This is a genomic window from Ruegeria sp. CDSC081 (assembly GCF_059610485.1).
Map to the genome: position 1 here is coordinate 369,008 of NZ_JBXWNS010000004.1, position 26,484 is coordinate 395,491.

Below are 26,484 nucleotides of genomic sequence, written 5' to 3' on the forward strand. Positions count from 1 at the left end.
TTCCCATAGATCTTGGGATGCAGACGCGCCCTGGTCGCAAGCGGCAGGCGCGAAAGAAAACAGATACAGCAAGATCGGCAGCTCCGATTCCATGTCAGTTCGGACTTCACATAAAGCCTTACGGAGGCTGTGTCATCAAAGGATCACATTTGCGATTTGACGCAGGTGGAATTTGCCACAATGGCCGAACAAAAGGTGACAGATTTCGCAGCTTGTGCTGTCATAGAGGAAACAATCCGAAACAATAGTTTCTTCAAGCCAAGCGGATTTCAGACATGTGGCAAAACAATCAAGGTCAGAAAAAGCAAGAACCGGTAAAACGCCGGTGCCACCGATGCCGTGGAATGGGGCGCGCACCCTGTCAGATTTGCGGAGGCGCAGGTGAAGTGATCAAAAGTCGGGACATTTTTGGCAAGCCCGTCATGTCCCGTTGCGAGGGGTGCTTTGGGCTGAAAAACATCAGATGCACCGTTTGCGCCGGAGAAGGGTTTGTCTAAGTCGAATTGAAAAAGCCCGGCTTTGACCGGGCTTTTGCTTTATTCCGCTGCAGGTGCTTCAGGGGCGGCAGGTGCGTCGGATGGATCGGCGCTTTCACCACAGCTGGCTACCAGTTCTTCATATTGGGATGTTACCCACCCCAGCGCGGCTTCGGGGTTTTGCTCTTCGATTTTGTCGCTGAATTGTTCGAACACTTTGGCTGACCGGCTTTCATCGACGATGGTGTAGGATTGGCCCGTCATGACTGTGTCATAGACGAAGAAGGCAATCGCCACCAAAAGGATGCCGCGCGCGATTCCAAAGAAAAACCCAAGTGCCTGATCCAAGCCGCCCAGTGCAGACCGTTGCACAAGAGATGAGAACAGTGGGGTAAATATACTAACCACGATCAGGGCAATGGCAAACACGCCAGCGAACCCGGTGATAACCGACAATTCACAACTGTCGCGCAGGAAATCTCCGACAACGGGGATTTCTTTGACCAGTGGAACGGCCTGTGGTGCGAAAATGAATGCCAAAACTGCCGCTGCAACCCATCCCGCGATCGCGAGAATTTCCCGCAACAGGCCACGGGAATAGGCCAGCAGACCCGATATAACGATGATCAGGGCAACTACCCCGTCAATTATTGTAAAACCTTCCATGGCCCTCGCCCGTAATTTTTTCTGCCCCTCAAGGCGTTACCTTAACCTGCTCCGAAGGTTTCGCCAACAAACCCTACCAAATCAGAGGGCCGGGTGAGTGTCAGACCTGCCACAGTACCGGTTTTCCCGCCTGCCGGAGCTATGGCGGATGTGAAACCAAGTTTTTGGGCTTCTTTCAACCTGTTTTCTGTCTGAGGGGCCGGTCTAAGTGCCCCGGACAACGAGATTTCTCCGAAAACGACGGTGTCCGTTGGCAGGGCTGTGTCCTCGCGCGCGCTGAGTAGCGCGGCAGCAACGGCAAGGTCCGCGGCTGGCTCGGTGATTTTAAGCCCGCCTGCGACGTTGAGATAGACATCGAGCCCGGCAAAGGGGATGCCGCAGCGGGCTTCGAGCACGGCAAGGATCATTGCCAGCCGTCCGCTATCCCATCCGACGACGGTTCGGCGAGGCTGAGAGTGGGGGGATGGGGCAACCAGCGCCTGAAGCTCAACCAGAACCGGCCGTGTCCCTTCGATACCAGCAAATACGGCCGATCCGGGGCTGGGCTTGCCGCGTTCAGATAGAAACAGGGCCGACGGGTTTGTGACTTGTGCCAGACCCTTGCCTGTCATCTCGAACACGCCAATCTCATCGGCTGGACCAAACCGGTTTTTGACCGCGCGCAGAATGCGGAACTGATGCCCGCGTTCGCCTTCGAAATAAAGAACGGTATCGACCATGTGTTCAACCACGCGGGGGCCAGCGATCTGACCATCTTTGGTGACATGGCCAACCATGATGATTGAAACTCCGTGTCGTTTCGCAAACGTGGTCAATTCATGTGCTGCGGCGCGGACTTGTGACACTGAACCCGGTGCGCTGTCGACGTTGTCGGCCCACATGGTTTGAATTGAGTCGATGATTGCGAGACCGGGTTTCTCGGCTTCCAACGTGGTGAGGATGTTACGCAGGTTGGTTTCGGCGGCCAGTTGCACAGGCGCATCTTCAAGCCCTAACCGGCGCGCGCGCATCCTAACCTGCGCGCTGGCTTCCTCGCCCGAGACGTAAATGGTTTTCACACCCGCACGCGAGAACCGGGCCGCGGCCTGCAGCAAAAGGGTGGATTTGCCGATGCCCGGATCCCCACCTACCAGCAAGGCCGAGGCGGGGACGAGACCGCCTCCCAGCACGCGATCCAACTCCTCAACCCCGCAGAGTGTGCGGGGTGGGGGCGTTTCCTCGGTCGACAGGTCCGTGAGTGTGATAGACTGGCCGCGCTTACCACCGAGGGATTTTTTGGCCGGGCCAGCCGAAAGGGGTACGTCTTGCGTGATGGAATTCCATTCACCGCAGCCGTCACAGCGCCCGGACCACCGTGAATGAGTGGCACCGCAGGCCGAGCATGAAAAAGTTGTCTTTGCCATGGCGCCCTTGGTGCCCGAGGAATGGCGGTTCTTCAAGCCCTCGTGGGCCTTCATCTCCGCCGGTAGCGCGCCATATCCTCAGGCCCGTTTGGGCCATTGTCCAAAGCGGGCGCCGTCGCGCCTATTCAGCGGCGCGAGGTGGCGACATAGCTATGACGCTCGACGGCTTCGATGCACCGTCCTTGGGCTGCTGCAGTTGCGCCGACAATTCCGGCAACAGTTCGAAAAGTTCGTCGCGCAGACGGGTTAGCTGAGAACGAGCAATGGATTCCTCGATTTCAACATCATGGGTCCACTGGCGCAGCTCGTGCTGAATGGTTTGTGCCTCTTCCAGCCGTTGCTGAAACAGTTCGATCTCTTCCTGGCGTTGCTGCAGGAATGTGCGGGCACGGGCGATGCGGGTATCCCCGTAAGTTTCGGCCAATTCTTGGCTGATCTGGCTCATTTGCGCGGCCAACTCCAGAATCTCTGGTTCGAGCGATTGTAGGTTGGGATGTTGGCGCAGGAAGGCCATCCGCTCTTTGACCGCATCAAATTCGGACGACAGGATAAATGCCCCGCTGCGGTCCTGCGCATGGGCCAGCTGATAGGCATGGGCGATGTCGTGCATGTTCAGCGCAAATTTACGGTGCGCGTTTTCCAGGGCCATCATCCGGGCATTCGCAGGAAGGTAGAAGGCCAGCATCAGGATCAGAGCGGTCAGGCCAATCTGAACATAGATCCCGGCGTCTATGATGGTACCGCTCGCCAGTCCGGCTTGCATGGAAAGCCATGGCAGCACGCCCAGGGCGGATAGCATAGTGGTTGCGACGGCCAGAAAAGCCGCGGAACAAATCAGAAAAAATGTCAGTCGTAAAAATGCGTTTTGAAACTGTAATGTTAACGTGTGGAGTGCGGTCATGTTCGACGATCTCCTTCTCAAACCGATACATATCGGGCCGAAGCGGACAAAGGTTGAACATAATTTTTGATCCGCTACGGACCGATCACTACAAGAAACTGGCTGCTCGAAATATTAAGATGATACTCAGATAAGTGTTTTCAATCAATTAGGTCTGATGATTTCGTGATCTGGATGTCATCTCGGTAATAATACCCAAGCCAATTGAGGCCAGAATACAGGCCGTAAACAGGTAAAGCCCCCAGGCGGTTTCGATGGTCGCGTAAGAGATGCCCTTGGCCAGAGTGATATAGAGCGCGATCAGGAAAATGTCGGCCATCGCCAGCTTGCCGAGGATGTTCAGCGCAGGTTGAACGCGCGCATCCAGCAGGTCCCATTGGATCAGGGCGGTGCCGATGGTTTTCAGATAGGGGGCAAAAAGGGCGAAGACGGTGACGATCAGCGCGAGGAAGATATCGGACTTCCAAAGGGACTGGAGCCCGGTGATGACGCTGATTTCGCTGAGGCCGAAGATGGGCAGAAACCCCGCGCGCATCAGCGGAGCGAACCACGCGATGGGGTAGAGGATCAGCAGAGAGAGGGTGACGAGGCGGAGGGTCATTATAGATACTCTTCGGAACTTTTCGATGAGGTGAATATTTAACCTCAGTCTGTATTGTGCCTATACCGATATCCGAAACGCTATTGATACACATCACTTTGTTTACGAAAAAAATTTATATGGCTGAACCTGTTATAAAAATTGTCGAAGGCCCGTCCCCAACCCAGAAGGGGGTCAGCGAGGCTATAACTGTTGGCCTCGCGGGGGTTCTTTCAGCGGGAAGTGTCGCTGCAGACATTATGCCATTTGATCGCGAACAGTTGTTTGGCGTAATGCATTTTCGCCTCCAGGAAGCGCTGCAGGCGCAACGCAGGGCGCGTTGGTTCGGTGGAAAAATTTACAATCGATTTTCAGGGCAAGACCCCAATTACGTTCTGTTTTCGGGAACTCATCTGGGTCAAACATTGGCGCTTGCCCGGATTCAGACGCCAGATTTTGTGGTCCCGCGTGGGAAATACTTGCTGCGGCTAGATTATGTAAAAGAAGCCTACGAGAACTTGAAACAAGAAAGGAAAGGTGCGCCTGTCTAACGCACCGCCTCTATCGGCCCCTCAGCACTACCGCTGATGAACTGTTCCACATAGGGATCGCCCGAGGCGTCCATCTGCCCGACGGGGCCGGTCCATTGGATCACGCCTCCGTGCAGCATGGCGACGTTGTCGGCAATCGCGCGGACCGAGCTCATGTCGTGGGTGATGGTCATCGCGGTGGCGCCCATTTCGGTAACGATCTCGCGGATCAGGTCGTTGATGACACCGGACATGATGGGATCAAGGCCGGTGGTGGGCTCATCGAAGAAAATGATCTCGGGCTCGGCGGCGATGGCGCGGGCCAGGCCTACGCGTTTTTGCATACCGCCCGACAGTTCGGCCGGGAAACGATCGGCCACATCCGCTTTCAGACCCACGCGGCGCAGTTTCTCGATGGCGATCTCGCGCGCCTCGTCCACGGGACGTTTGAGCGAGCCGCGCAGCAGGCGGAAGGCGACGTTTTGCCAGACGGGCAGCGAGTCGAACAGCGCTCCGCCCTGAAACAGCATTCCGAACCGGGCCAGAAAGGCATCGCGGTCGCCTTTGGTGGCGTCTTTACCGTCTACATAGACCGTGCCGCTATCGGGTTTGATCAGGCCAAGAACGCATTTCAGTGCCACCGATTTGCCGGTGCCCGATCCGCCGATGATGACCATCGAGGTGCCCTTGGGGATCTCGATATTGACGCCTTTGAGGACCTGATTGGACCCAAAGGCTTTATGTACATTCTCCATCCGGATCATATCGAGAAGAACACCCCTGTCAGAACGAAGTTTGCAGCCAGAATCATGATTGCGGCAGCCTCGACCGAAGATTTGGTCGCAGCGCCTACGCCCTGCGCGCCCCGGCCCGAGTTCATGCCGTAGTAACAGCCCATGGTCGCAGTGATCAGGCCAAAGGCCGCGCCCTTGGTAAGCGAGGAGACGATGTCATGAAATTCGAGGAAATTCATGGTGTTTTGCAGGTAGGCCGCGGCGTTGAAGCCCAGGCTTTGGGTCGCCACGATATATCCGCCCGCAATGCCGATCACATCGCCAACAGCAACAAGAATCGGCACGGTAATAACGGCGGCCAGCACCCGTGGAGCGGTGAGGTACTTCATCGGATGCGTGGACAAAGTTACCAGCGCGTCGATCTGCTCGGTCACTTTCATGGTCGCAATTTCCGCAGCGATGGACGATGTGACCCGCGCTGCAATCATCAGACCACCTAGAACAGGCCCAAGCTCGCGCACCATGCCGATCGCTACGATTTGTGGCACCACAGCTTCGGCATTGAAACGCGCACCACCTGCATAGATCTGAAGCGCCAATGCACCGCCGGTAAATATCGCCGTCAGGCCAACCACCGGCAGGGACATCCAACCGATATTCATCAGAGCGACCGCAAATTCGCGCGGATAATAGGGGGGGCGGAAAATATGTGAAATCGCGTCTACAAAGAACAGAGCGACCTTGCCGAAATTTGCAAGCAAAGACAGGGCTGTACGTCCCAACCCGCCCAGCATTGAAAGAGGGTTCATTCGATATAGCCCCGAGAGTAGCGCGCGCCTAGAGATGTCAGAATTTCATACCCGATGGTGCCGGCGGCCTCGGCCAGATCATCCACTGTCTGGTGGCCGTTGAGAATACGCAGGCGTTCCGGATCCTCGGGCAGATCCGTTACGTCGATGGTGATCAGATCCATTGAGATCCGGCCAACGACAGGGCAGGGCCTGTCCGCCACAAAGGCATCAATGCCGCCTCCGATAGCGCGGTGAAGCCCGTCCGCATACCCGGCCGCAACCGTGGCGATACGGGATTTGCGCCGCGCGACCCAGCTATTGCCGTATCCCACGCTTTCGCCGGGCTCGACCTCGCGCACCTGAATGACCGGAAGGTCGACGGTGACGACGGGTTTCGCATCGGCAAAGGGTTGTCCGCCATACATCCCGATACCGGGACGGCAAAGGTCGAAGTGATAATCGCTGCCCAGAAGGATACCGCCGGTGGCCGCAAGCGATCTGGGGGCCGCACTTCCATCAGTCAATTCCTGGAACACCCGCAGTTGGTGGCGATTCATCGGGTTGTCAGGTTCATCCGCACAGGCGAGATGCGACATCACCAGCGAGGGGTTAAGCGGCTCGATCTCTGTGCGCAACGCGGCCCAGTCCGCAGGCTCAATCCCCAAGCGATTCATGCCGGTATCCAACTGGATTCCAAAGGCGTGTTCAGACAAGGTTTGACGATGGCGGCGGAACTGTTCGGACGAATTCAGCAAAGGCGTCAAATTGTGTTGGCGCAGAAGGTCGCTGTCGCCTTCCATATGTCCGGAAAAAACACTGATCGTTGCGTCGGGCCCGACAGCCTCGCGCACGGCAGCGCCTTCTTCGGCGGCCGCGACAAAGAAATTTCTGACACCTTCTTCAGCAAGTGCGGCAGAGACAGGACCAGCGCCCAGGCCATAGGCGTCGGCCTTGACCACGGCACCCGTTTCACAGGAAGTCTTTGCATCAAGCGCCTGCCAGTTGCTGGCCAGCGTATAAAGATTGATCGTTAAGCGTGCAGTACTCATGCGTCTGTTCATGACATTGGATCGCGTCAGGTCAAGGGGGGTCGCAGCGATAATTGACCTGTACGTTGCGCATAACGGCACCTTGAGGCCGGGAAGCGGGTTGAAACAGCGTAAATCTGCGTATTGAACATCTGAGGGCGCCAAATCTCTATTGTGCGCACATCGTGGTCAACCATGATCGGGTCAAGGTGATCGTTCACTAATGCCCAAGGGGGCCTGTTGGGATGAAAACATGATTGAACTCTCGTTTGGGTACAAAAACCAGAGCAGTAGGTTGCCTGATTTCTTTTATGATGTGTTCTCTGCTTCAGAGGGGGCCGAGGAAGGACGGGCCATTCAATCTTTGATCAGGGAATTGCTGAAAACCGAGCCCGATCAGGATCTAAAGGGATGTGTTGCGACTGATGGGGGCGATCTTCTGGGATGTATCATGTTCTCGCGCCTGACCTTTGATCAGGATCCGCGACCGGTGTTTCTGATGTCGCCCGTGGCCGTGCGGACGGATCGGCAACAGGGTGGGGTCGGGCAGAAGCTGATCACCTTTGGTCTGGACCAACTGCGGGCCCAAGGCGTCGATTTTGCAATAACCTACGGAGATCCGTCATATTACGGCAAAACCGGTTTCCTGCCCATTTCTGAGGCATTCGCGCAGCCGCCAATGCCGCTTAGCCAGCCGATCGGATGGCTAGGGCAATCTCTGTCTGGTTCACATGCTGATCCGATAGTGGGGCCGTCACGCTGTGTCAGCGCGTTTGACCGACCTGACCTTTGGTGACGGTCAGTAGCCTTCGATCTGACCGTCCTGCTGCCAGGGTTTGACGAGGTTCCCGAAGCGGGTGAACTGTGCTTCGAAGGACAGCTCGACCGTACCGATGGGGCCGTGGCGCTGTTTGCCAACGATTACTTCGGCCTTGGCGTGCAGGCGTTCCATGGCCTGCTTCCACTCTTCCATCTTCTCCAACTCATGATCGCCGGGCTTTTCACGTTCTTTGTAGTATTCCTCGCGGAACACGAACATCACCACGTCAGCATCCTGTTCGATCGAGCCCGATTCCCGCAGGTCAGACAGCTGCGGGCGCTTGTCGTCGCGGTTTTCAACCTGACGTGACAGCTGAGACAATGCGATGACCGGGATGTTCAGTTCCTTGGCAATGGCTTTCATGCCCATCGAAATCTCAGCGATTTCGTTGACGCGGTTTTCGGCCATGCCGCGACACAGCTGCAGATAATCGATCACCAGCAGGTCCAGACCGTGAGTCCGCTTCAACCGCCGTGCACGCGCGGCGAGCTGTGAAATCGGTAGTGCCGGGGTGTCGTCAATGAACAGCGGGCAGGCTTCCAGTTCCTTGGCCGCATCAACAAAGCGGCGAAACTCACCCTCGGTCATGTCACCCTGGCGGATCTTGTGGCTCGAGATTTCCGAGGCTTCGGCCAGAACCCGGCCCGCCAACTGCTCGGCGCTCATTTCCAATGAGAAGAACCCGACAACGCCGCCGTCAATCGCGCCTTCGGTGCCGTCGGGTTTCAGCCCGCGCTTGTACGCTTTGGCCACGTTGAACGCCACGTTTGTCGCCAATGAGGTTTTCCCCATCGACGGACGCCCGGCCAGAATGATCAGGTCGGACGGGTGCAAGCCACCCAACTGCTTGTCCAAATCGGTCAGACCGGTGGAAATCCCGGCCATTCCACCACCGCGTTGATAGGCCTCGTTGGTGACGTTGACAGCCTCGGTGACCGCCTTGAGGAAGGATTGAAACCCCTGTTCGGTCTGGCCTTGTTCAGACAGCTGATACAACTGCTGTTCAGCCTCAACGATCTGTTCCTTGGGCTCGCTCGCCACATCGACCCGCGCCGCCTTGTCCGAGATATCGCGGCCAAGACGGATCAACTCGCGCCGGATGGCAAGATCATAGATCATCTGGGCATAGTCATGCACCGCAAAGGCGCTGATCGAGGCCCCGGCCAGCTTGACCAGATAGGCCGGACCGCCCAGTTCCTTCAGGCCTTCATCCTCGGCCATGAAAGATTTCAGCGTGACGGGCGAGGCCAGCGCGTTCTTGGCGATACGGGTCGCGGCGACCTCGTAAATACGCGCATGGACCGGATCATAGAAATGCTCGGCCCCGATGATCGAGGCGACCCGGTCATACAGATCATTATTGGTCAGGATCGCACCCAGAAGCTGTTGTTCAGCCTCAATAGAATGCGGCATGGTATCGGCGTTTTGGATCTGTGCCGCTGCCTGCTCGATGCTGCTTATCTCGTTCATTTTGTCCCCGCTGCCCGTCCCGAGGTTCTATACGCGAAACGCCATTGCAAGCTATCTGGAAATACCTGTGGCTAACTGGGGGTAAGGCCTAGGGATAACTTTCCAGACAGATTGGACGCTGTGGTGTGCTTGGCCTATTATGTAGGAAAGCGGGGAAAAGTCACCAGATATCGTATATGCTCAGCCGATTCTTTGGCGCTTATCCCCAATCCATCCACACAGGTTTAGGAAGTTTTATTGGCCTCTTGCCAGCCGCGCGGGTCGTTCAGGAAGGCTTCGACACCGTCAAGTGTTTCCGTATCAAAGGCTTTCTGCGCTTTGGCCTCGGCCAGAACATCCCACCAGGTGCACAGAGAATGCAGCTTGACCCCATGATCACCCAGAGTTTTCTCGGTTTCAGGAAAGATGCCATAATAGAAGATCACCGCCGTATGCCCGCAGGTCGCGCCGGTTTCGCGGATCGCATCGACGAAGGACAGCTTGGATCCGCCATCGGTGGTCAGATCCTCGACCAGCAACACGCGCTCGCCCTCGTTCATCGCGCCTTCGATCCGGGCGTTGCGGCCATAGCCTTTGGGCTTTTTACGTACATAGGTCATCGGCAGGGCCATCCGTTCGGCGACCATCGCAGCAAAGGGAATGCCTGCAGTTTCGCCGCCAGCGATATTGTCAAACGCCTCAAAACCCGCATCCCGCATCACTGTGACGGTCAGGAAATCCATCAGGGTCGACCGGATTCGCGGGTAAGAGATCAGCTTGCGACAATCGATATAGGTCGGGCTGGGCAGGCCGCTGGCCAATGTGAACGGCTCGCGCGAATTGAAGTGAACGGCCTTGATCTCCAGTAGCATCCGCGCGGTCAGACGGGCGATTTCGGTGCTGTCGGGAAAGGAATTGGGGATCATGGCGGGACCTCTGAGCTGAAAAACCTTCGGGGCTGATAGCCTGCTGCTGCCGTCAGAGTCGAGAGGGCAGGCAAAAGAAAAGCGAGCCCGAATGAGGCCCGCTGTCAGCTTGCACAATGTGATGCGCTTAGCTGCTCATGTCATAGGCGCGTTCGCCGTGGACCGACAGGTCAAGGCCATTGGTCTCGGTCTCGGCATCCACACGCAGCGGCGTGACGGCTGAGACCAGCTTGATCAACACAAAGGTCACCACAGCGGTAAAGACGCCCACGATTGCCAGCCCGCCAAGCTGCGCGGTCCAGGTTCCCAGACCGAACAAGGCGATCATGATCGTGCCAAAGATGCCGCCAACGCCATGCACCGCAAACACGTCCAGCGTGTCGTCGATTTTCAAAATGTTGCGCATGACATAGACCGCTTCCTGACACAGGATACCTGCGACGCCGCCGATGATCAGCGCCTGAACCGGGCCGACGAAACCCGATGCTGGGGTAATCGAAGCGAGACCGGCGATGGTTCCGGTCACAAGACCCACCATCGAGGCTTTGCCAAAGCGAATTTTCTCCCACAAGGCCCAGGTCAGGGATGCAGTGGCCGCCGAAAGATGCGTCACGGTCATCGCCATCGCCGCACCACCATCTGCCGCCAGTTGCGAGCCGCCGTTGAACCCAAACCAGCCGACCCACAGCATTGCGGCGCCGATCATGACATAGCCCGGATTATGCGGAGGCGTCGTGCGATTGCGGCGCGGGCCGAGTACAACGGCAATGATCAATGCGGCCAGACCTGCCGTTTCATGCACCACGATGCCACCGGCGAAATCTCGCACACCAATCTCGCCAAAAATGCCGCCATCGCTCAGTATTCCGCCGCCCCATATCCAATGGACCACGGGCGCATAACACAGCAGCATCCACAGGGCAGAGAAGGTCAGAACAAAGCCAAAGCCAACCCGCTCGACATAGGCGCCAACGATCAGGGCGGGGGTGATAATGGCAAAGGTCATTTGGAAGGCAAAGAACAGAATTTCGGGCAGGGTGCCGGCCAGGCTGTCGGCATCAACACCATTCAGAAAGGCCTTGTCCAACCCGCCCCAAATCCCGCTTTCACCGGGGCCGAAGGCGATGGAATATCCTGCGACCAGCCAGAGAATGCTCATCAAGCAGGCGATGCTAAAGCAGTGCATGAACACGCTTAGCACGTTGCGGGCGCGTACAAGGCCGCCATAGAAGAGGGCCAGGCCCGGAAGTGTCATGAACAGGACCAGTGCGGTTGCTACTATGATCCAGGCGGTATCGGCTCCATTCATCAGCCACTCTCCTTTTCAGAATGCGTGGCGGGGCTTGAAGCGGATTGCGACTGGGGAAAAAAGAGGCAGAGCCCAAAAGAGCAGCCTATTTCAGGGGCCTTTTTTGAAGAGTTGATTAATTGGGCGTCAAATTGTCGAGCATGCCCGATTATTGGGCAGTGCTGAAAAGCGCCTTTGACAGCAGTGCCAGCGCGTGATCCCGCGCGGCGCGACGCACCCGATCGCGGCCCAATGCGCCGAATTCGACGGTTTCTGTCATGGGTGGCATGCCGTCACCGGCTACACCAAAACATACCCGGCCTTCGGGTTTGAACTCGGACCCGCCCGGGCCTGCAATGCCGGTAACCGACACTGCCAGTTGCGCCTGTGAATTCCGCAAGGCACCCTCGGCCATTTCGCGCGCGACCTGTTCAGAAACCGCGCCATGGGCATCCAATGATTCCTTGCGGACACCCAACATTTGCTGTTTGGCAGTATTTGTGTAGGTCACAAAACCGCGCTCAACGACCGCAGAGCTGCCGGGGATGTCGGTCAGAGCCGCAGCGACCATCCCGCCAGTGCAGCTTTCGGCGGTGGTGATCATCACCCCTTTCGCTTTGGCGCTTTCTAGCAGGTCGGAAACGGTCACAACCCCAGAACTCCGTGGCTGAACCCGGCGGCCAACACGATGCCTATGGCAGCGAATACCCCGGCAATCACATCGTCCAGCATAACGCCCATCGGATCACCGCGCCGGTCGGCCCAACCCACGGGGCCAGGTTTCAGGATGTCGAACAGGCGGAACAGTACAAACCCAGTTACCCAGCCTGGCCACAGCGCCGTAATGTCGATCCCGTGGGCCCAACTGGGATAGGATATCGCCCAAAGCGCGAGGAACTGACCTGCGACCTCGTCAATCACAATCTCGGAAGGGTCGTGGTCTTCTTGCCCGGCGGTCATCACCCGCGTGGCCCACAGACCGCCGAAAAACACCGCGACTGTCGCGACCGCCAGTAAGGGGAAGCCGCCCAGAGTATGCAGAACCCATACCAAGGGCAGGGCAACCAAAGACCCCCAGGTGCCTGGGGCGGGTCGCAGATATCCGACGCCACAAACAGTGCCAATCAGTTGTGCAACGGTCATGATATCACCAAACAAGCTGTTGCAATAGAAGCAATTCCTTCACCACGCCCGGTAAAACCCAAACGCTCGGAGGTTGTGGCCTTGACCGAAATCTGATCCTGGCGCAATTCCATGATCTTCGCCATCTCTGCCCGCATGGCCGCGGCGTGAGGCCCGACCTTGGGGTATTCGCAGACCAGCGTGCAGTCGACATTCGAGATACGATATCCCATCTGCCCGGCCAACTCGACCGCGTGGCGCAGGAAAATTTCGCTTGCCGCGCCTTTCCATTGGGGATCTGAGGGCGGAAAGTGCTGTCCGATATCCCCTTGTGCCAATGCTCCGTAAATCGCATCGGTGACTGCGTGCATACCGACATCCGCATCAGAATGCCCCTGAAGCGATCGGTTATGCGGAACTTTGATACCGCACAGGATTACGTGATCCCCGTCACCAAAACGATGCACGTCGTAGCCGTTCCCCAGCCTTACATCCATATCCGTTCCCAATATGCGTTCCGCCCTGGCAAAATCCTCGGGTCGGGTGATTTTCAGGTTGTCCGTATCGCCCGGCACGATGCAGACGTCCAGCCCGGCGGCGCGCGCGACTTCCACGTCATCCGCGGAACCTCCGGGATGCGCGGTGTGAGCAGCGACGATTGCGTCATAGTGAAAGCCTTGCGGGGTTTGCGCTGCATGCAACCCGGATCGATCCTGAGTGCCTGTGACCATAGTGTCGCTTGCTGTCCACAAGGCGTCCGTCACCGCAAGGCCAGGTGCTGCACCGGGGAAATTGTCCAGAGCGGCCAGAACGGCATCAATGATCTCGGTGCTGACACAAGGACGTGCGACATCGTGGATCAAGACGCGGGTCACATTCATCCCGTTCAACGCCGACAACCCGCTGCGCACTGATCCTGCTCTGTCTGACCCGCCTTCAGCGAGGATCAGACCGGCGCTTTCAAATTCTTCCCAGGCGGGGGCATCCTCCTTCGACAGCACAAGGACGATGTGATCGACTTGCCCGCGGAATCGGTCGATGGTCCAGTCGGCAACCCGACGACCTGCCAGATGGCGCCACTGTTTTGGTGTGCCGCCTCCGGCGCGTTGACCGCGTCCTGCGGCGACAATGATAGCTGCGGTCGTCATGTGTCGTGCTCTCCGACGAGTTAAGGGCAATGTTTAGGGTGCGGTGAAAGCAGAGGCAATCACTCGGTTTCATCTGCTTAAAAAATAGGCAAACGATGATTTTGCATGCTTGTTCATGGCGGTTTTGTTGTTCATATGCACTCAATTCGATATCAAAGCTGCAACTGCTCAAGGATTAAGCACGTTGACTCTGCGACTTGCCGACAAAGATTTGAACCCGCCCGTACTTCTGGCGCCCATGGCCGGAATCACTGATCGTCCGTTTCGCGATCTGGTGACGCGCTTTGGTGCCGGTATGGTGGTCAGCGAAATGGTGGCTAGCCAGGAAATGGTGCAGGCCAAACCCGGTGTGCGCGAACGGGCCGAGCTGTCTGCGGATGTGGAAAACACTGCTGTCCAGCTTGCTGGACGCGAGGCGTATTGGATGGCCGAGGCGGCCCGCCAGGTCGCTGATCGGGGTGCGCGCGTGATTGATATCAATATGGGCTGCCCGGCCAAGAAGGTGACAAATGGATATTCGGGCTCGGCCCTACTGAAGACGCCTGACCACGCGCTGACATTGATCGACGCCGTTGTCAGCGCCGTGGACGTGCCCGTGACGCTGAAAACCCGGCTGGGATGGGATGACAAATTGCTGAACGCGCCCGATGTGGCAAGGCGGGCGCAGGATGCGGGAATACAAATGGTAACGATCCACGGTCGCACACGTTGCCAGTTCTACAAAGGGCATGCCGATTGGAGCGCAATCCGGGCGGTCAAAGAAGCGGTCTCGATTCCGGTGATTGCGAATGGTGACATTGTTGATTCTGGCGCTGCACGCATAGCGCTGGATCAGTCCGCCGCCGATGGGGTTATGGTTGGGCGCGGGGCGCAGGGTAAACCGTGGCTTCTGGCGCAGATGGGGCATGAGCTATACGGGGCAGAGGCGCCAATCATTCCCACTGGTAGTGATCTGACCGACATGGTTCGTGCCCATTATCAGGCCATGCTGGGGTTTTATGGTTTGGATCTGGGCCTGCGCGTCGCTCGCAAGCATCTCGGCTGGTATATGGATGAGGCTGGAACACCGGCCCCGTTGCGCCGGGCAGTGCTGACATCGCGCAACACGGATGAGGTGATGCACCTGCTGAGTGTTGCACTTGGCAGTGATGCAGAGGTGGCGGCATGACCTCGGATCACAGCATCTGGACCTCGCTACCCGTTCCTGCCTTTGTCATAGATGCAGGTGACCGGATCGCAGACATAAACTCCGCCGGTGAAGGGTTCCTGAATGCTTCGCGCAAATCCGTGATCGGGCATCCCGTCTGGGATCAGATTGCCGTGGACGCTCCGTTAGAAGAAGCGTTTCTGAGAGCGCGTCAGCAAGGTACGCCACTATTTGTGAACGATGTGGATGTGGGATCAGGCAGTCGCGCGCCGTTGCAATGTGCGCTTCAGATCGCGCCGCTTGTCGGACATCCGGGGTCAATGATCATGATCATCACGCCGCGTGAACTTGCTGGGCGTATGACCCGTGGAAACACGGTGAAATCTGCTGCGCAATCGGCGATCGGCATGGCCGAGATGCTTGCGCATGAAATTAAGAACCCTTTGGCAGGAATTACCGGCGCGGCGCAGCTTCTCAGCATGAATATCTCGCAGCAAGACCTTGAATTAACAGATCTTATTGTCGAAGAGAGTCGCCGTATCGTAAAACTGTTGGAGCAGGTTGAACAATTCGGAAATCTCTCTGAGCCCGATTTCAAACCGGTCAACATACATGACGTGCTGGATCGGGCACGGCGGTCGGCCCTGTTGGGTTTCGGTGCCCATATGACGATCATCGAGGATTACGACCCTTCGTTGCCACTTGCTTATGGCGACCCGGATCAGTTTCTGCAGGTCATCTTGAATTTGTTAAAGAATGCCTCGGAAGCCGCTGACCCTAAAGGGGGAACCATACGTTTAAGGACGTATTTTGAACATTCTTTCCGCCTGCGACGCAGCGACGGGTCAGGTCATTCTCTGCCACTGCAAATCGAAGTGACCGATGACGGCCCCGGTCTGCCGGAGAAGATTCGGGGCGAGATATTCGACCCGTTTGTGTCGGGCAAGGAAAACGGCACCGGCCTGGGGCTGGCGCTGGTCAGCAAGATCATTTCGGACCACGACGGCTGGATTTCGGCCGAGTCGGTTCCGGGACGAACGGAATTTCGCATCTCTCTGAGGCGCGCGCCGCGTGACGCGAAATAGTCAATAAATCGCCGGAAAGAGCAAGAATAAGGAAAGCACCTGATGGATGGAACAGTACTGGTTGCAGATGACGACCGCACAATTCGGACCGTTCTGACACAGGCCCTGACACGCGCTGGGTGTAAGGTGCATGCAACCTCGTCGTTGACCACTTTGATGCGTTGGGTGGCCGAGGGCAAAGGCGACGTGGTCATATCCGATGTAGTTATGCCGGATGGCAATGGGCTCGAGATGTTGCCAAAAATCGCACAGGACCGACCGGGATTACCGGTCATCGTGATTTCGGCGCAAAACACGATCATGACGGCGATCCAGGCAGCCGAGGCGGAAGCTTATGACTATCTGCCGAAACCCTTCGACCTGCCGGATTTGATGAAGCGTACCGCGCGCGCGCTGGAACAGAAACAGCGCACGCCGTCAGATGCCGGTAACACGTCCCAAGAGCGTCCGGAAGAGCTGCCTCTGGTGGGGCGGACACCAGTGATGCAGGCGCTGTATCGCTTGGTGGCGCGGGTGATGAATACCGATCTGTCGGTCATGATTTCGGGCGAGAGTGGAACGGGCAAGTCGTTGATCGCCAAAGCGATACATGATTTTTCCGATCGCAGGACGCTGCCATTTGTAACGGCCACTGCCGCCGACCTGCGGGATCTTGAAGGCCCGGCGCGCGTCATGGCACGGGTGCGGGGCGGTACGCTGCTTATCGACGAGATCGCGGATATTGATGACGAATTGCAGGCGCGTCTCGTTCGGATGATGGACACTCCAGGCGATCATGTTCCTCGGTTCATGGCTACGAGCCAATCGGACCTGACCGAAGCCATGGAGAACGGGCGCGTCCGGCAAGACCTGTATTATCGCCTTTGCGGTGCGACAGTGCATGTTCCGGCCCTTCGCGAAAGGGTCGATGATATCACCTTGCTTGCGGATCATTTCCTGGCGCGTGAAGAACGCGAACATGGCGCGAAACGCTGGTTCAGTCCGGATGCGGTCGAGCTGGTACGGCGCTATTCCTGGCCCGGAAATGTACGGCAGCTTGAAAATGCGGTCCGTCGTTTGAGCTTGACCAGCCGCGCCGATGAAATCTCCAAAACCGAGGTCGAGTCGGTGCTGGGCAGCCAACCCGAAGCCGAGCCGGTGCTGGGCAATGGAGAACGCGAAAAGCTCTCGGCTTCGGTCGAACGCCACCTGCGCCGCTATTTCGATCTACATGGAAATATGTTGCCACCTCCGGGTCTATATCAGCGTATTTTGCGTGAGGTTGAGGCGCCTTTGATTGAACTGGCCCTGGATGCGACCGGGGGAAATCAGGCAAAATGTGCTGATCTTCTAGGGATTAACCGGAATACGCTGCGCAAAAAGATAACAGAGCTCGATATTCAGGTGACACGGCGGCGCAAACTGATGTAATATCGCCACACAAAGCGTGGCATCCGGGTTTCGACCGGGCAACGACCACGACATATGGCGGTAAGTCGCGCAAGCGGCACATCAGGATGAGGGCAGACGGTGGCAACCCGAGCACAGAGCGGGCTGATTTTATCAGTCAATCGGTGGCGAAAATCCCGAAGGCTGCGCAATTTTGGAACTTTGGGTCTGGTTTTGCTGGGCCCGGTGCTGGCTTTGACCACTTATCTGGTCATTGGTCCATTCGATCTGGGGGCAACCGCGCCCTCATTGCGCCTGATCCTGCTTGCGGATCTGGTCTATGTTCTCGTGGTTGCGGCGCTGGTTCTGGGTCAGGTAGGCAACCTGATTGCAGCGCGCCGGGCCAAATCCGCGGGGTCCCGTTTGCACCTGCGACTGATCGGAGCTTTCACGCTGTTGGCTCTGGTGCCGACTGTCACGGTTGCAATCTTTGCCGGTCTGACGGTGAATATTGGTCTTGAGGGCTGGTTTTCCGACCGCGTAAGGCAGGTTGTCGGATCCTCGCTTACTGCTGCGGAAGCTTATGAACAGGAACACCGAGAGGGCCTGACGCAAGACGCCGTCGTATTGGCGCTTTTTCTGGACAATGCCCGGACGCGCGATTTCTATATTTCCGATGCTGAACTGCGAGAGGTTCTGGCGCAAGGGCAGGCGCAAATCCAGCGCGGTCTGCGTGAGGCCTATGTCATTGATGGAAATGGCGAAATCCGATCCCGGGGGGATCGCTCTTATCTGTTCAACTTCGAAAAGCCGACCTCTGAACAGATGGCCCAGGCGACTGAGAATGAATTGCTGATCATTGCCGATTGGCAAAACAGTGAATTCAGGGCGCTTGTGCCTTTGAAGGCTTATCTTGATCGGTATCTCTATGTCAGCCGGGAAGTGGACGGGCAGTTGCTGACGCTGCTGGACGATACCAAGGAAACAGTTCAGTTCTATCAACAGCTTGAAAGTGAACGCGGACGGGTATTGTTTGAATTCGGCCTGCTTTATCTGGGCTTTGCCGTGATCCTGATCCTGGCTGCAGTGTCGCTGGGAATGTGGTTCGCCGAGCGTCTCTCGCGCCCGGTTGGACGCCTGACCACCGCTGCGCAGCGTGTCGGGGCAGGCGATCTGGGCGTTCAGGTTATCGAAGAAGCCACCGATGACGAAATTGCGATGCTGGGCCGTTATTTCAATCAGATGACCCGACAGTTGAAAGGGCAGCGCGATACCCTTTTGGAGAACACACGGCAGATCGAACGCCGGCGTCGGCTGTTCGATTCGGTTTTGACCTCGGTCACATCTGGTGTTGTTGGTGTCGACCCTGATGGTTGCGTGACGTTTGTGAATCGATCCGCCGAACGCCTGTTGGATTGGTCCCGTGGAGAGGAACATCTTGCCATTGGAATTGCGGTGCCCGAATTCATGCCTTTGTTCGAAAGTCTCAAGGACAGCGGGCAAGAGGCTGTGCAGGGTGAAATCAAGGTCACGCGAAAAGGCCATTTGGAAAACCTGTTGGTCCGCATGGCGATCCGCCGCGGCGAAGATGGCGGGCTTGAAGGATATGTGGTTGCCTTTGACGACGTGACCGATCTGGTCAGTGCACAGCGAATGGCAGCCTGGGGTGATGTGGCGCGCCGCATCGCACATGAGATCAAGAACCCCTTGACCCCGATCCAGCTGAGCGCCGAGCGGATCAAACGAAAGTTTTCGTCCAAACTGGATGAGGATGATTGCGATATCCTTGTATCCATGACTGATGTGATTGTTCGCCAGACGAATGACCTGCGGCGGATCGTGGATGAATTTTCAAAGTTTGCGCGCATGCCGGAACCGGATCGGCACGAAGAGAATCTGGTGGGGTTGGTGCGCGAGGCAGTTCTTTTGCAGCAAGCCGGTCAGCCGGATGTCGAAATCGAAGCGATGCTTCCAGATCAGCCGATTTCAGGTGATGTAGACGCAACAATGCTGAATCAGGCGCTGACCAATCTGATCAAGAATGCAGGCGAAGCGATTGAAACGCTGAAACAAAAAGGGGCACCTGAGAACCTCAAGCCTCAGATCAAGGTTACTGTGATCGGCGACGATGCGGGCACGGTAATTACCATTGCCGACAACGGTATCGGCTTGCCGGAAGATCGTGCGCGGCTGTTTGAGCCTTACGTGACCACACGCGACGAGGGCACCGGGTTGGGGCTGCCGATCGTCAAAAAGATTATCGAAGAACATGGCGGGGTGCTGACACTTGAGGACGCCCCCGTATTTGACGGACAGGACCATTTTGGCGCAATGGCCGTGATCCGTTTGCCCGGGAGCAATACTTCCTCAAATTCAGCGCCGAAAAAGCAGGCAATTGATACAAACAAACTGAAAGCAGGCCAAAGATGAGCGACATTCTGATTGTAGATGACGAGCGTGATATTCGCGAGCTTGTGTCCGATATTCTCGAGGACGAAGGCTATTCCACCCGGCTGGCTGGCAACTCGGACGAGTGTATGGCAGCCATCAATTCCGAACCTCCGGGGCTTTTGATCCTGGATATCTGGCTGAAAGACAGCCGGATGGACGGGATTGATATTCTGAAGACTGTAAAGCGCGACAACCCAGACATTCCGGTGGTGATCATTTCGGGCCACGGGAATATCGAAATCGCTGTCGCTGCGATCAAGCAGGGGGCGTATGACTTTATCGAAAAGCCCTTTAACATCGACCAGCTGATGGTTGTGATCCGCCGCGCGATGGAAACCTCGCGCCTGCGCCGCGAAAACGCCTCGCTAAAGCGGAAAGAGGTCACAAGCTCGGATATGATCGGCAAATCGGCCTCGTTCCGGGCAATGCAGAGCCAACTGGACAAGGTAACCAAGTCCAACGGGCGTGTGATGCTGACAGGCCCTGCCGGTTCAGGCAAGGAAATCGCCGCGCGCTATATCCATGCAGAATCGAACCGGGCAAATGCGCCCTTCGTGACCGTGAACTGTGCCGGGATCGAGCCGGAGCGCGTTGAAGAGGTTCTGTTCGGCCGTGAAACCACCGAACGCGGGGTTGAGGCAGGCCTGTTGGAAGAGGCCCATGGTGGCGTCGTCTACTTTGATGAAGTGGCAGATATGCCCATGGGAACCCAGTCAAAAATCCTGCGGGTTCTGGTTGATCAACAGTTTCAACGGGTTGGAGGTACCGACAAGGTCCGGGTCGACCTGCGGGTGATCTCTTCGACCAATCGTGACCTTGATGCAGAAATCGCCGCTGATCGTTTTCGGGAAGAACTCTATCATCGTCTGAATGTTGTGCCTATTTCGGTGCCTTCGCTAGAAGATCGGCGCGAGGATATTCCGGTTCTTGCCGAGTTTTTTATTGAAATGTGCAATGAATCCCAGGGCCTGCCGGTGCGCGAGATTTCAGACGAAGCTGTCGCGTTGCTGCAGACCATGACCTGGCCGGGCAATGTGCGTCAGCTTAAGAACCTGATCGAACGGGTGCTCATTCTGGGTGACGGTACGGGCCCGATCGAAGCGCGTGAGCTGCCAAACGAAGAAGAAAAAGCCGATGAATCAGGTCGCGTCGTTCTGTCCGGGGCATTGGCGACCTTGCCGTTGCGCGAAGCTCGCGAGGCGTTCGAGCGTGAATATCTGCTGACCCAGATCAACCGGTTCGGGGGCAATATCAGCCGCACCGCCAGCTTTGTCGGCATGGAACGCAGCGCGCTTCATCGTAAGCTGAAATCTCTGGGCGTAGTGACCTCGAACAAATCGGGGGCGCGGATCGCGCAACTGGACGAGGCTGAACCGGCGGAGTGATCCGCCGGCCTTTACCCTGCCTGACCTGGGGTAATGATCTGGAACGTTCCGTTGTCGAATTTGACGAAACATGAATCTGTGCTGAGCGGTGGCAGCTGTGTTGTTGGGACCGCAGCAACACGCGACTTTATGCCCTGCTTGCAAGGCGGAAGGCTGACCGGGCGATAGCCTTTCTGCGCCATGCATTGTGCTTCCAGCTTGTTGCGCAGCCCTTTGTTCACATCGACCGTATAGATCTGACCGGGCTGCCACCAGCCTCCGGTGCGATGACACCTTCCCCGACCATCGCAGTAGGTGCGACCTGGCCAATAGGTTGGTGCCCCTTGTCGCACCTGATTGGCAACGGGGGCGTCTTTGAGGGACTGAACCTGACATCCAGTCGTTTCAGACTGCATTTGCGAAACTGTCTCGCCCTCTTGATAATACAGGGAAAGCGGCCCACACGCAGTTAGCAACAGAGTCAAAGAAATCGTGAGAGCTATTGTTTTCATACGCTTACCTTGCCTCAGCTTCGCTTGTGTTACAAACTAATTGACCGTCTGGGGGGCATCTGTCATTCAAAGATTTCAGGCAGAAGGGCCAATAGCATGAAGGTCATCATTTGCGGTGCGGGTCAGGTTGGCTGGCAGATTGCACGGCATCTTTCGGGCGAGTTGAACGACGTTACTGTGGTTGACAACAATCCTGATCTGGTGCGACGGGCGACCGAAACCTTGGATGTACAGGGGATTGCGGGATTTGCAAGCTATCCGGATGTTCTGAACCGTGCGGGCGCGCGCGATGCGGATATGATTATTGCTGCCACCCATTCGGACGAGGTGAACATGGTCACCTGTCAGATGGCACATTCGGTTTTCTCCATTCAGCGCAAAATCGCCCGGCTTCGGTCGAAATCCTATCTCGAGGCGATTCATTCGGATCTGTATCGCCGCGATCACCTGCCGATTGATGTGGTGATCAGCCCCGAGCGCGAGGTTGCCGCAGCGGCGATGCGCCGGTTGTCTGCCCCATCCGCCTTTGACACCGAGATGTTCATGGATGGCAAAGCGCAGTTGCTTGGCATTCGCATCGCCGAGGATTGCCCGATCGTGAACACGCCATTGCGGCAACTGACCGATCTGTTTTCGACGCTCAGCTCTATTGTGGTGGGTGTCCGGCGCGAGGGTACGCTGTTTGCCCCGGAATCCGAGGACCAGCTGTTTGTCGGTGACGAATGCTATGTCTTTAGCAATGTCAAAGACGTGGACCGGACGATGGAGGTTTTCGGCAAGGCGCAAAAACGGCAGGACCGGGTGGTGATTGTCGGCGGCGGCAATGTTGGTCTTGAAGTTGCTCGGACTTTGGAAGAACGTGAAAGCCGCGTGCGTGCCAAGATAATTGAACGAGACCGCCACTGTGCGGAAGTGGCAGCCGAAGCGCTTGAGCGAACGATTGTCCTTCACGGTGATGGTCTGGACGCGGCGCTGCTGCGCGAAGCTGGCATCGAACGCGCGGATGCAATGTTGGCCGTCACGGATGATGACCGTGTAAATATGTTGGTTGCCGTGCGTGCCAAGGCCGAAGGTTGTGCTCTGGCGATTGCACTGATCAATGATCCCAGCATGGTTGCCCTGATGGGGCCGCTGGGTATCGACGCCTATATCAACCCCCGCGCAACCACCGTCAGTTCGATTCTGCGCCATATTCGGCACGGACGCGTGCGGCAGGTCTATTCCATCGGCGATGCCGAGGCCGAAGTGATCGAGGCCGAAGTACTTTCAACCTCGCCCATGGCCGGGCAGAGGCTGCGCGACATTGATTTCCCCGAAGGTGTGCTGGTTGGCGCAGTGCGTAAGGGCGATGAGATGTTGCGCCCCACCGGTAGTCTCAGGATTGAAGAAAAGGATGTGGTGGCGATTTTTGCCTTAGCCAAAGACGTGCCCGAGGTGGAACGGCTGATGCAGGTCTCGATCGATTTCTTCTGATGGCGCATGCACGGAAAAAACAGGTTAGCCTCATTCGGCGATTGCCGCTGTTTCTTCTGCTCTGGGGTATTTTTGCCGCCGCTATGTGGATGCCTGCCATATTTGCGCTGGTGCTGGATGATCACGAAACGTCCCGGTCGTTCTTCTATTCCGGGTTGCTGGGGTTGTTCGTGGTCGGGATCATCTCGCTGGCAACATCCAACAGAATGCCGCGCCGAGGGACATTGGGCCAGTTGGCGGTCTTGTTAGGCTGTTTCACCGTATTGCCCTTGTTTCTTGCGATCCCTCTGCATGATGCGTTGGGCAATACGAGCTTTCTGAACGCCTATTTCGACATGGTCAGCGCATTGACCACTACCGGGGCTGATTTGTTTCCTGATCCAGACCGGTTGTCGGCACCGTTACACCTTTGGCGGGCTCAGGTCGGATGGATGGGCGGGCTTTTGATGTGGATTTCAGCGGCCGCGATCCTCGCGCCGTTGTCACTGGGCGGGTTCGAGGTGACGGCCCGCGGTCAACCCGGTCGCCCGGTTTCAGGCGTGGCGCAAAGCGAGATGGTAGACCCGCGCGGGCGTCTTATCCGCGTCACGCTGACTTTGACGCCGGTTTATGTCGGGCTGACCGCTGTAATTTGGCTGTTGCTCGTGATCGCAGGAGAGCAGGGCCTGACCGCCATCTGTCATGCGATGTCAACCATGGCCACATCGGGTATATCACCGGTTGGCGGGCTTGAGGGAGCGCAGGCCGGGGTAACCGGTGAGGCCATCCTGTTTCTGTTCCTGTTCTTCGCTTTGTCGCGGCTTACCTTTTCCTCGGACACAGCTACCTCCGGATATTCGCGGCTGGATAAGGACCCCGAGTTCCGGATCGGGCTCATGATCGTTGCAGGCGTTGCGGCGCTGCTTTTCTTCAGGGTTCTTGCCGGCGTCAGCGAAATTGGCGGCCAGATGGAACCTCTTCAGGCGTTGAGCGTAATTTGGGGCATGATTTTTACGGTCTTGTCATTTCTGACAACCGCGGGGTTCGAAAGTGCAAACTGGGATGATGCCCAGCAAATTTCCGGTCTGGGCACCCCGGGATTGATCCTGATGGGGCTTGCGCTGATCGGCGGTGGAGTTGCAACAACGGCGGGCGGGGTAAAGCTGTTGCGGGTTTTCGCTCTGTACCTTAACGGCGCGCGCGAAATTGACCGTTTGATTTATCCGTCTTCGGTCAGCGGAGTAGGTGGCGGAAACCGTCGCATCCAAAGCGATGGGGCCTTTATCGCTTGGATATTTTTCATGATGTTTGCCCTGACAGCTGCTGTGTTCAATGTGTTGCTTGCTGCCATGGGTACGGGGTTCGAACACGCTATGGTGCTTAGCGTTGCCGCGCTGAGCACGACAGGGCCGTTGATCGAATTGGCAACCGATGTTCCTATCCGATTGATCGACCTTTCGGGCGGTGCCAAGCTGACCATGTGTGCCGCTATGGTGATCGGCAGATTGGAAACGCTGGCGATTATTGCCCTGATCACACCCGCTCTATTGAGGGGTTAAGAAACAATAACCATGCTAGTGACTGATTTTTCATCTGGAATATCGGTTAACGACACTCCATACTCCGCCGGAGGGAGCGCGTTGGTCCGCAGCGCGTAGCAAGAACAATGGCGAGATTATAAGAATATGGCTTCGGACAGACAGAATCTGCAGGACGCGTTCCTGAATAATGTACGGAAAGCAAAAGTCCCGGTCACAATTTTCCTGATCAACGGTGTGAAATTGCAGGGTGTGATCACCTGGTTCGACAACTTCTGCGTATTGTTGCGCCGCGACGGACAGTCGCAGCTGGTCTACAAACACGCGATTTCGACCATCATGCCATCGCAGCCGATCAGCCTGTATGAGGGCGAAGACGCCTCTTGATGGAACATGAAAGGGTGCGCACCCGAGCGTGGGTGCTGCATCCGGAAATCAAATCAGATGAACAGCGCCGCGTTCCAGGACCGGCGCTGGCAGAAGCGGTGGCGCTGGCCGCTGCATTGCCCGACCTTGATGTGATCGGATCCGAAGTTGTGCGCTTACCTCGAGCGCAGGCCGGTTTTCTGTTCGGTAGCGGCAAGATCGAGGAACTGGCCGAACGGTTGCACGAGAACGAAGTCGAGCTGGTTTTGATCGACGGATCGGTTACGCCCGTTCAGCAACGCAATCTTGAAAAGGCGTGGAAGGTCAAGATCCTCGACCGGACCGGGCTGATCCTCGAAATCTTCAGCGACCGTGCGCGCACCCGTGAGGGCGTTTTGCAGGTGGAAATGGCCGCGCTGAGTTACCAGCGGACCCGGCTGGTGCGTGCCTGGACCCACCTGGAACGGCAGCGGGGCGGATTGGGCTTTGTGGGTGGCCCGGGTGAGACCCAGATCGAAGCGGACCGCCGGGCCATTGATGAACAACTGGTGCGGCTGCGGCGTCAGTTGCAGAAGGTGGTCAAGACCCGCACGCTGCATCGCGCGGCGCGGGCCAAGGTGCCATATCCGATTGTGGCGTTGGTAGGCTATACCAACGCGGGCAAATCAACCCTGTTCAACCGCCTGACCGGGGCTGATGTCATGGCCAAGGACATGTTGTTCGCCACGCTTGACCCTACCATGCGTCGGGTCGAACTGCCTGACGGTCCCGAAGTGATACTGTCGGACACGGTGGGGTTCATTTCGAACCTGCCCACCGAATTGGTCGCCTCATTCCGGGCCACGCTGGAGGAAGTGTTGGGCGCTGATATCGTGGTTCATGTGCGCGATATCAGCCACGATGAATCTGAGGCACAGGCGAAGGATGTCGAAACTATCCTGACTTCACTGGGTATTGACGATACGCGGCCCCGGATTGAGGTCTGGAACAAGATCGACCTGCTGTCCCCGGATGAGCGCGAAGCCGCGATGGCGCGGGCAGAGCGGGATCAGGGGATTTTCGCGATTTCAGCCGTCACCGGCGAAGGGATCGCCCCGCTTTTGGCGGAAATTGCCGTCACGCTGCAGGGCGTACGTTCTGAGGCAACGCTGGAACTGGGATTTGCCGAAGGCAACAAGCGCGCGTGGTTGTTCCGCCAGGAGGTCGTGCAGTCCGAAAAGCAGACCGAAGATGGCTTTGTGATCGACGTGCTGTGGACAGAAAAACAGGCCTCGCAATACTCCGCGCTTTGAACTCTGACTGGGGGCGAATTCCCCTATACCCATCAAACAAAGTGGTT

General features: G+C 57.1%; 25 protein-coding genes. 11 read left to right on the forward strand and 14 right to left on the reverse strand.

Annotated elements, in window-relative coordinates:
- Nucleotides 1-536 precede the first annotated feature (536 nt).
- The 4 genes from AC2FH9_RS09605 to AC2FH9_RS09620 all read right to left on the reverse strand — a co-directional run bounded on the left by AC2FH9_RS09605 (nucleotide 537) and on the right by AC2FH9_RS09620 (nucleotide 4,047).
- Nucleotides 537-1,142 (reverse strand): CvpA family protein, encoded by a 606-nt coding sequence (locus AC2FH9_RS09605; protein ID WP_142633482.1) that lies wholly within the window; start codon nucleotides 1,140-1,142, stop codon nucleotides 537-539.
- A 41-nt stretch (nucleotides 1,143-1,183) separates the two neighbouring features.
- Nucleotides 1,184-2,545, reverse strand: a complete 1,362-nt coding sequence (radA, locus tag AC2FH9_RS09610) for a DNA repair protein RadA (RefSeq protein ID WP_142633484.1) — start codon at nucleotides 2,543-2,545, stop codon at nucleotides 1,184-1,186.
- A gap of 121 nt (nucleotides 2,546-2,666) precedes the next feature.
- Nucleotides 2,667-3,446, reverse strand: a complete 780-nt coding sequence (locus tag AC2FH9_RS09615) for a DNA repair protein (protein WP_496706043.1) — start codon at nucleotides 3,444-3,446, stop codon at nucleotides 2,667-2,669.
- A gap of 148 nt (nucleotides 3,447-3,594) precedes the next feature.
- Nucleotides 3,595-4,047 (reverse strand): paraquat-inducible protein A, encoded by a 453-nt coding sequence (locus tag AC2FH9_RS09620; protein WP_142633488.1) that lies wholly within the window; start codon nucleotides 4,045-4,047, stop codon nucleotides 3,595-3,597.
- A 119-nt stretch (nucleotides 4,048-4,166) separates the two neighbouring features.
- Between AC2FH9_RS09620 and AC2FH9_RS09625 the strand changes: the two genes are divergently transcribed.
- Nucleotides 4,167-4,577, forward strand: coding sequence for a hypothetical protein (locus AC2FH9_RS09625; protein WP_281994537.1), 411 nt, complete (start codon nucleotides 4,167-4,169; stop codon nucleotides 4,575-4,577).
- Here the strand turns inward: AC2FH9_RS09625 and AC2FH9_RS09630 are convergent.
- Genes AC2FH9_RS09630 through alr form a run of 3 tightly spaced genes read right to left on the reverse strand, consistent with a single transcriptional unit; the run spans nucleotide 4,574 to nucleotide 7,130 of the window.
- Nucleotides 4,574-5,320, reverse strand: coding sequence for an ABC transporter ATP-binding protein (locus AC2FH9_RS09630; RefSeq protein ID WP_282021912.1), 747 nt, complete (start codon nucleotides 5,318-5,320; stop codon nucleotides 4,574-4,576). The genes AC2FH9_RS09625 and AC2FH9_RS09630 overlap by 4 nt on opposite strands.
- A complete protein-coding gene (locus AC2FH9_RS09635; RefSeq protein ID WP_142633494.1) occupies nucleotides 5,317-6,099 on the reverse strand; it encodes an MlaE family ABC transporter permease in 783 nt (260 codons plus the stop codon). The genes AC2FH9_RS09630 and AC2FH9_RS09635 overlap by 4 nt, the downstream gene beginning before the upstream one ends.
- Entirely contained in the window at nucleotides 6,096-7,130 is a 1,035-nt protein-coding gene (gene alr / locus AC2FH9_RS09640; RefSeq protein WP_496871330.1) for an alanine racemase, read from the reverse strand. Before alr ends, AC2FH9_RS09635 begins: the two co-directional genes overlap by 4 nt.
- A 232-nt stretch (nucleotides 7,131-7,362) precedes the next feature.
- On the opposite strand from alr, the gene AC2FH9_RS09645 reads away from it, so the two are divergent.
- Nucleotides 7,363-7,905: a GNAT family N-acetyltransferase gene (locus tag AC2FH9_RS09645; RefSeq protein ID WP_496871331.1), complete on the forward strand. Its 543-nt coding sequence runs from the start codon at nucleotides 7,363-7,365 to the stop codon at nucleotides 7,903-7,905.
- 3 nt (nucleotides 7,906-7,908) lie between these two features.
- Here AC2FH9_RS09645 and AC2FH9_RS09650 read toward each other — a convergent pair whose 3' ends face one another.
- The 6 genes from AC2FH9_RS09650 to AC2FH9_RS09675 form a co-directional block, all read right to left on the reverse strand.
- Nucleotides 7,909-9,399, reverse strand: coding sequence for a replicative DNA helicase (locus AC2FH9_RS09650; protein WP_142633499.1), 1,491 nt, complete (start codon nucleotides 9,397-9,399; stop codon nucleotides 7,909-7,911).
- 224 nt (nucleotides 9,400-9,623) lie between these two features.
- Entirely contained in the window at nucleotides 9,624-10,304 is a 681-nt protein-coding gene (locus tag AC2FH9_RS09655; RefSeq protein WP_496871332.1) for an orotate phosphoribosyltransferase, read from the reverse strand.
- A 127-nt stretch (nucleotides 10,305-10,431) separates the two neighbouring features.
- Nucleotides 10,432-11,613: an ammonium transporter gene (locus AC2FH9_RS09660; RefSeq protein ID WP_496871334.1), complete on the reverse strand. Its 1,182-nt coding sequence runs from the start codon at nucleotides 11,611-11,613 to the stop codon at nucleotides 10,432-10,434.
- A gap of 148 nt (nucleotides 11,614-11,761) precedes the next feature.
- Nucleotides 11,762-12,241: a CinA family protein gene (locus AC2FH9_RS09665; protein ID WP_496871335.1), complete on the reverse strand. Its 480-nt coding sequence runs from the start codon at nucleotides 12,239-12,241 to the stop codon at nucleotides 11,762-11,764.
- Nucleotides 12,238-12,735 carry a phosphatidylglycerophosphatase A family protein gene (locus AC2FH9_RS09670; protein WP_496700462.1) on the reverse strand — a complete coding sequence of 166 codons (498 nt, stop codon included), beginning with the start codon at nucleotides 12,733-12,735 and terminating at the stop codon, nucleotides 12,238-12,240. Before AC2FH9_RS09670 ends, AC2FH9_RS09665 begins: the two co-directional genes overlap by 4 nt.
- Nucleotides 12,732-13,862 (reverse strand): bifunctional 2-C-methyl-D-erythritol 4-phosphate cytidylyltransferase/2-C-methyl-D-erythritol 2,4-cyclodiphosphate synthase, encoded by a 1,131-nt coding sequence (locus AC2FH9_RS09675; protein ID WP_496871337.1) that lies wholly within the window; start codon nucleotides 13,860-13,862, stop codon nucleotides 12,732-12,734. Before AC2FH9_RS09675 ends, AC2FH9_RS09670 begins: the two co-directional genes overlap by 4 nt.
- A 184-nt stretch (nucleotides 13,863-14,046) precedes the next feature.
- Here AC2FH9_RS09675 and dusB point away from each other — a divergent pair, with 184 nt between their 5' ends.
- The 5 genes from dusB to ntrX all read left to right on the forward strand — a co-directional run bounded on the left by dusB (nucleotide 14,047) and on the right by ntrX (nucleotide 21,298).
- Nucleotides 14,047-15,030 carry a tRNA dihydrouridine synthase DusB gene (dusB, locus tag AC2FH9_RS09680; protein WP_496871339.1) on the forward strand — a complete coding sequence of 328 codons (984 nt, stop codon included), beginning with the start codon at nucleotides 14,047-14,049 and terminating at the stop codon, nucleotides 15,028-15,030.
- Nucleotides 15,027-16,094: a two-component system sensor histidine kinase NtrB gene (locus AC2FH9_RS09685; RefSeq protein WP_496871340.1), complete on the forward strand. Its 1,068-nt coding sequence runs from the start codon at nucleotides 15,027-15,029 to the stop codon at nucleotides 16,092-16,094. Before dusB ends, AC2FH9_RS09685 begins: the two co-directional genes overlap by 4 nt.
- A 42-nt stretch (nucleotides 16,095-16,136) precedes the next feature.
- The gene (locus tag AC2FH9_RS09690; RefSeq protein WP_281994544.1) at nucleotides 16,137-17,504 is read left to right on the forward strand and encodes a response regulator; all 1,368 of its coding nucleotides are present in this window, start codon (nucleotides 16,137-16,139) and stop codon (nucleotides 17,502-17,504) included.
- Between the two features lie 99 nt (nucleotides 17,505-17,603).
- Nucleotides 17,604-19,892: a sensor histidine kinase NtrY-like gene (locus AC2FH9_RS09695; protein WP_271947352.1), complete on the forward strand. Its 2,289-nt coding sequence runs from the start codon at nucleotides 17,604-17,606 to the stop codon at nucleotides 19,890-19,892.
- Nucleotides 19,889-21,298, forward strand: a complete 1,410-nt coding sequence (ntrX, locus tag AC2FH9_RS09700; protein ID WP_496675862.1) for a nitrogen assimilation response regulator NtrX — start codon at nucleotides 19,889-19,891, stop codon at nucleotides 21,296-21,298. Before AC2FH9_RS09695 ends, ntrX begins: the two co-directional genes overlap by 4 nt.
- A gap of 11 nt (nucleotides 21,299-21,309) precedes the next feature.
- On the opposite strand, the gene AC2FH9_RS09705 is transcribed toward ntrX, so the two are convergent.
- On the reverse strand, nucleotides 21,310-21,789 hold the full coding sequence (locus AC2FH9_RS09705) for a hypothetical protein (protein WP_496871342.1): 480 nt from the start codon (nucleotides 21,787-21,789) through the stop codon (nucleotides 21,310-21,312).
- 96 nt (nucleotides 21,790-21,885) lie between these two features.
- Here AC2FH9_RS09705 and trkA point away from each other — a divergent pair, with 96 nt between their 5' ends.
- The 4 genes from trkA (at nucleotide 21,886) to hflX (ending at nucleotide 26,437) form a co-directional block, all read left to right on the forward strand.
- The gene (trkA, locus tag AC2FH9_RS09710; RefSeq protein ID WP_142633524.1) at nucleotides 21,886-23,262 is read left to right on the forward strand and encodes a Trk system potassium transporter TrkA; all 1,377 of its coding nucleotides are present in this window, start codon (nucleotides 21,886-21,888) and stop codon (nucleotides 23,260-23,262) included.
- Nucleotides 23,262-24,800 carry a TrkH family potassium uptake protein gene (locus AC2FH9_RS09715; RefSeq protein WP_142633526.1) on the forward strand — a complete coding sequence of 513 codons (1,539 nt, stop codon included), beginning with the start codon at nucleotides 23,262-23,264 and terminating at the stop codon, nucleotides 24,798-24,800. Before trkA ends, AC2FH9_RS09715 begins: the two co-directional genes overlap by 1 nt.
- A 126-nt stretch (nucleotides 24,801-24,926) precedes the next feature.
- A complete protein-coding gene (hfq, locus tag AC2FH9_RS09720; protein ID WP_010440340.1) occupies nucleotides 24,927-25,166 on the forward strand; it encodes an RNA chaperone Hfq in 240 nt (79 codons plus the stop codon).
- Nucleotides 25,166-26,437, forward strand: a complete 1,272-nt coding sequence (gene hflX, locus AC2FH9_RS09725) for a GTPase HflX (protein WP_142633528.1) — start codon at nucleotides 25,166-25,168, stop codon at nucleotides 26,435-26,437. Before hfq ends, hflX begins: the two co-directional genes overlap by 1 nt.
- Nucleotides 26,438-26,484: the final 47 nt, after the last annotated feature.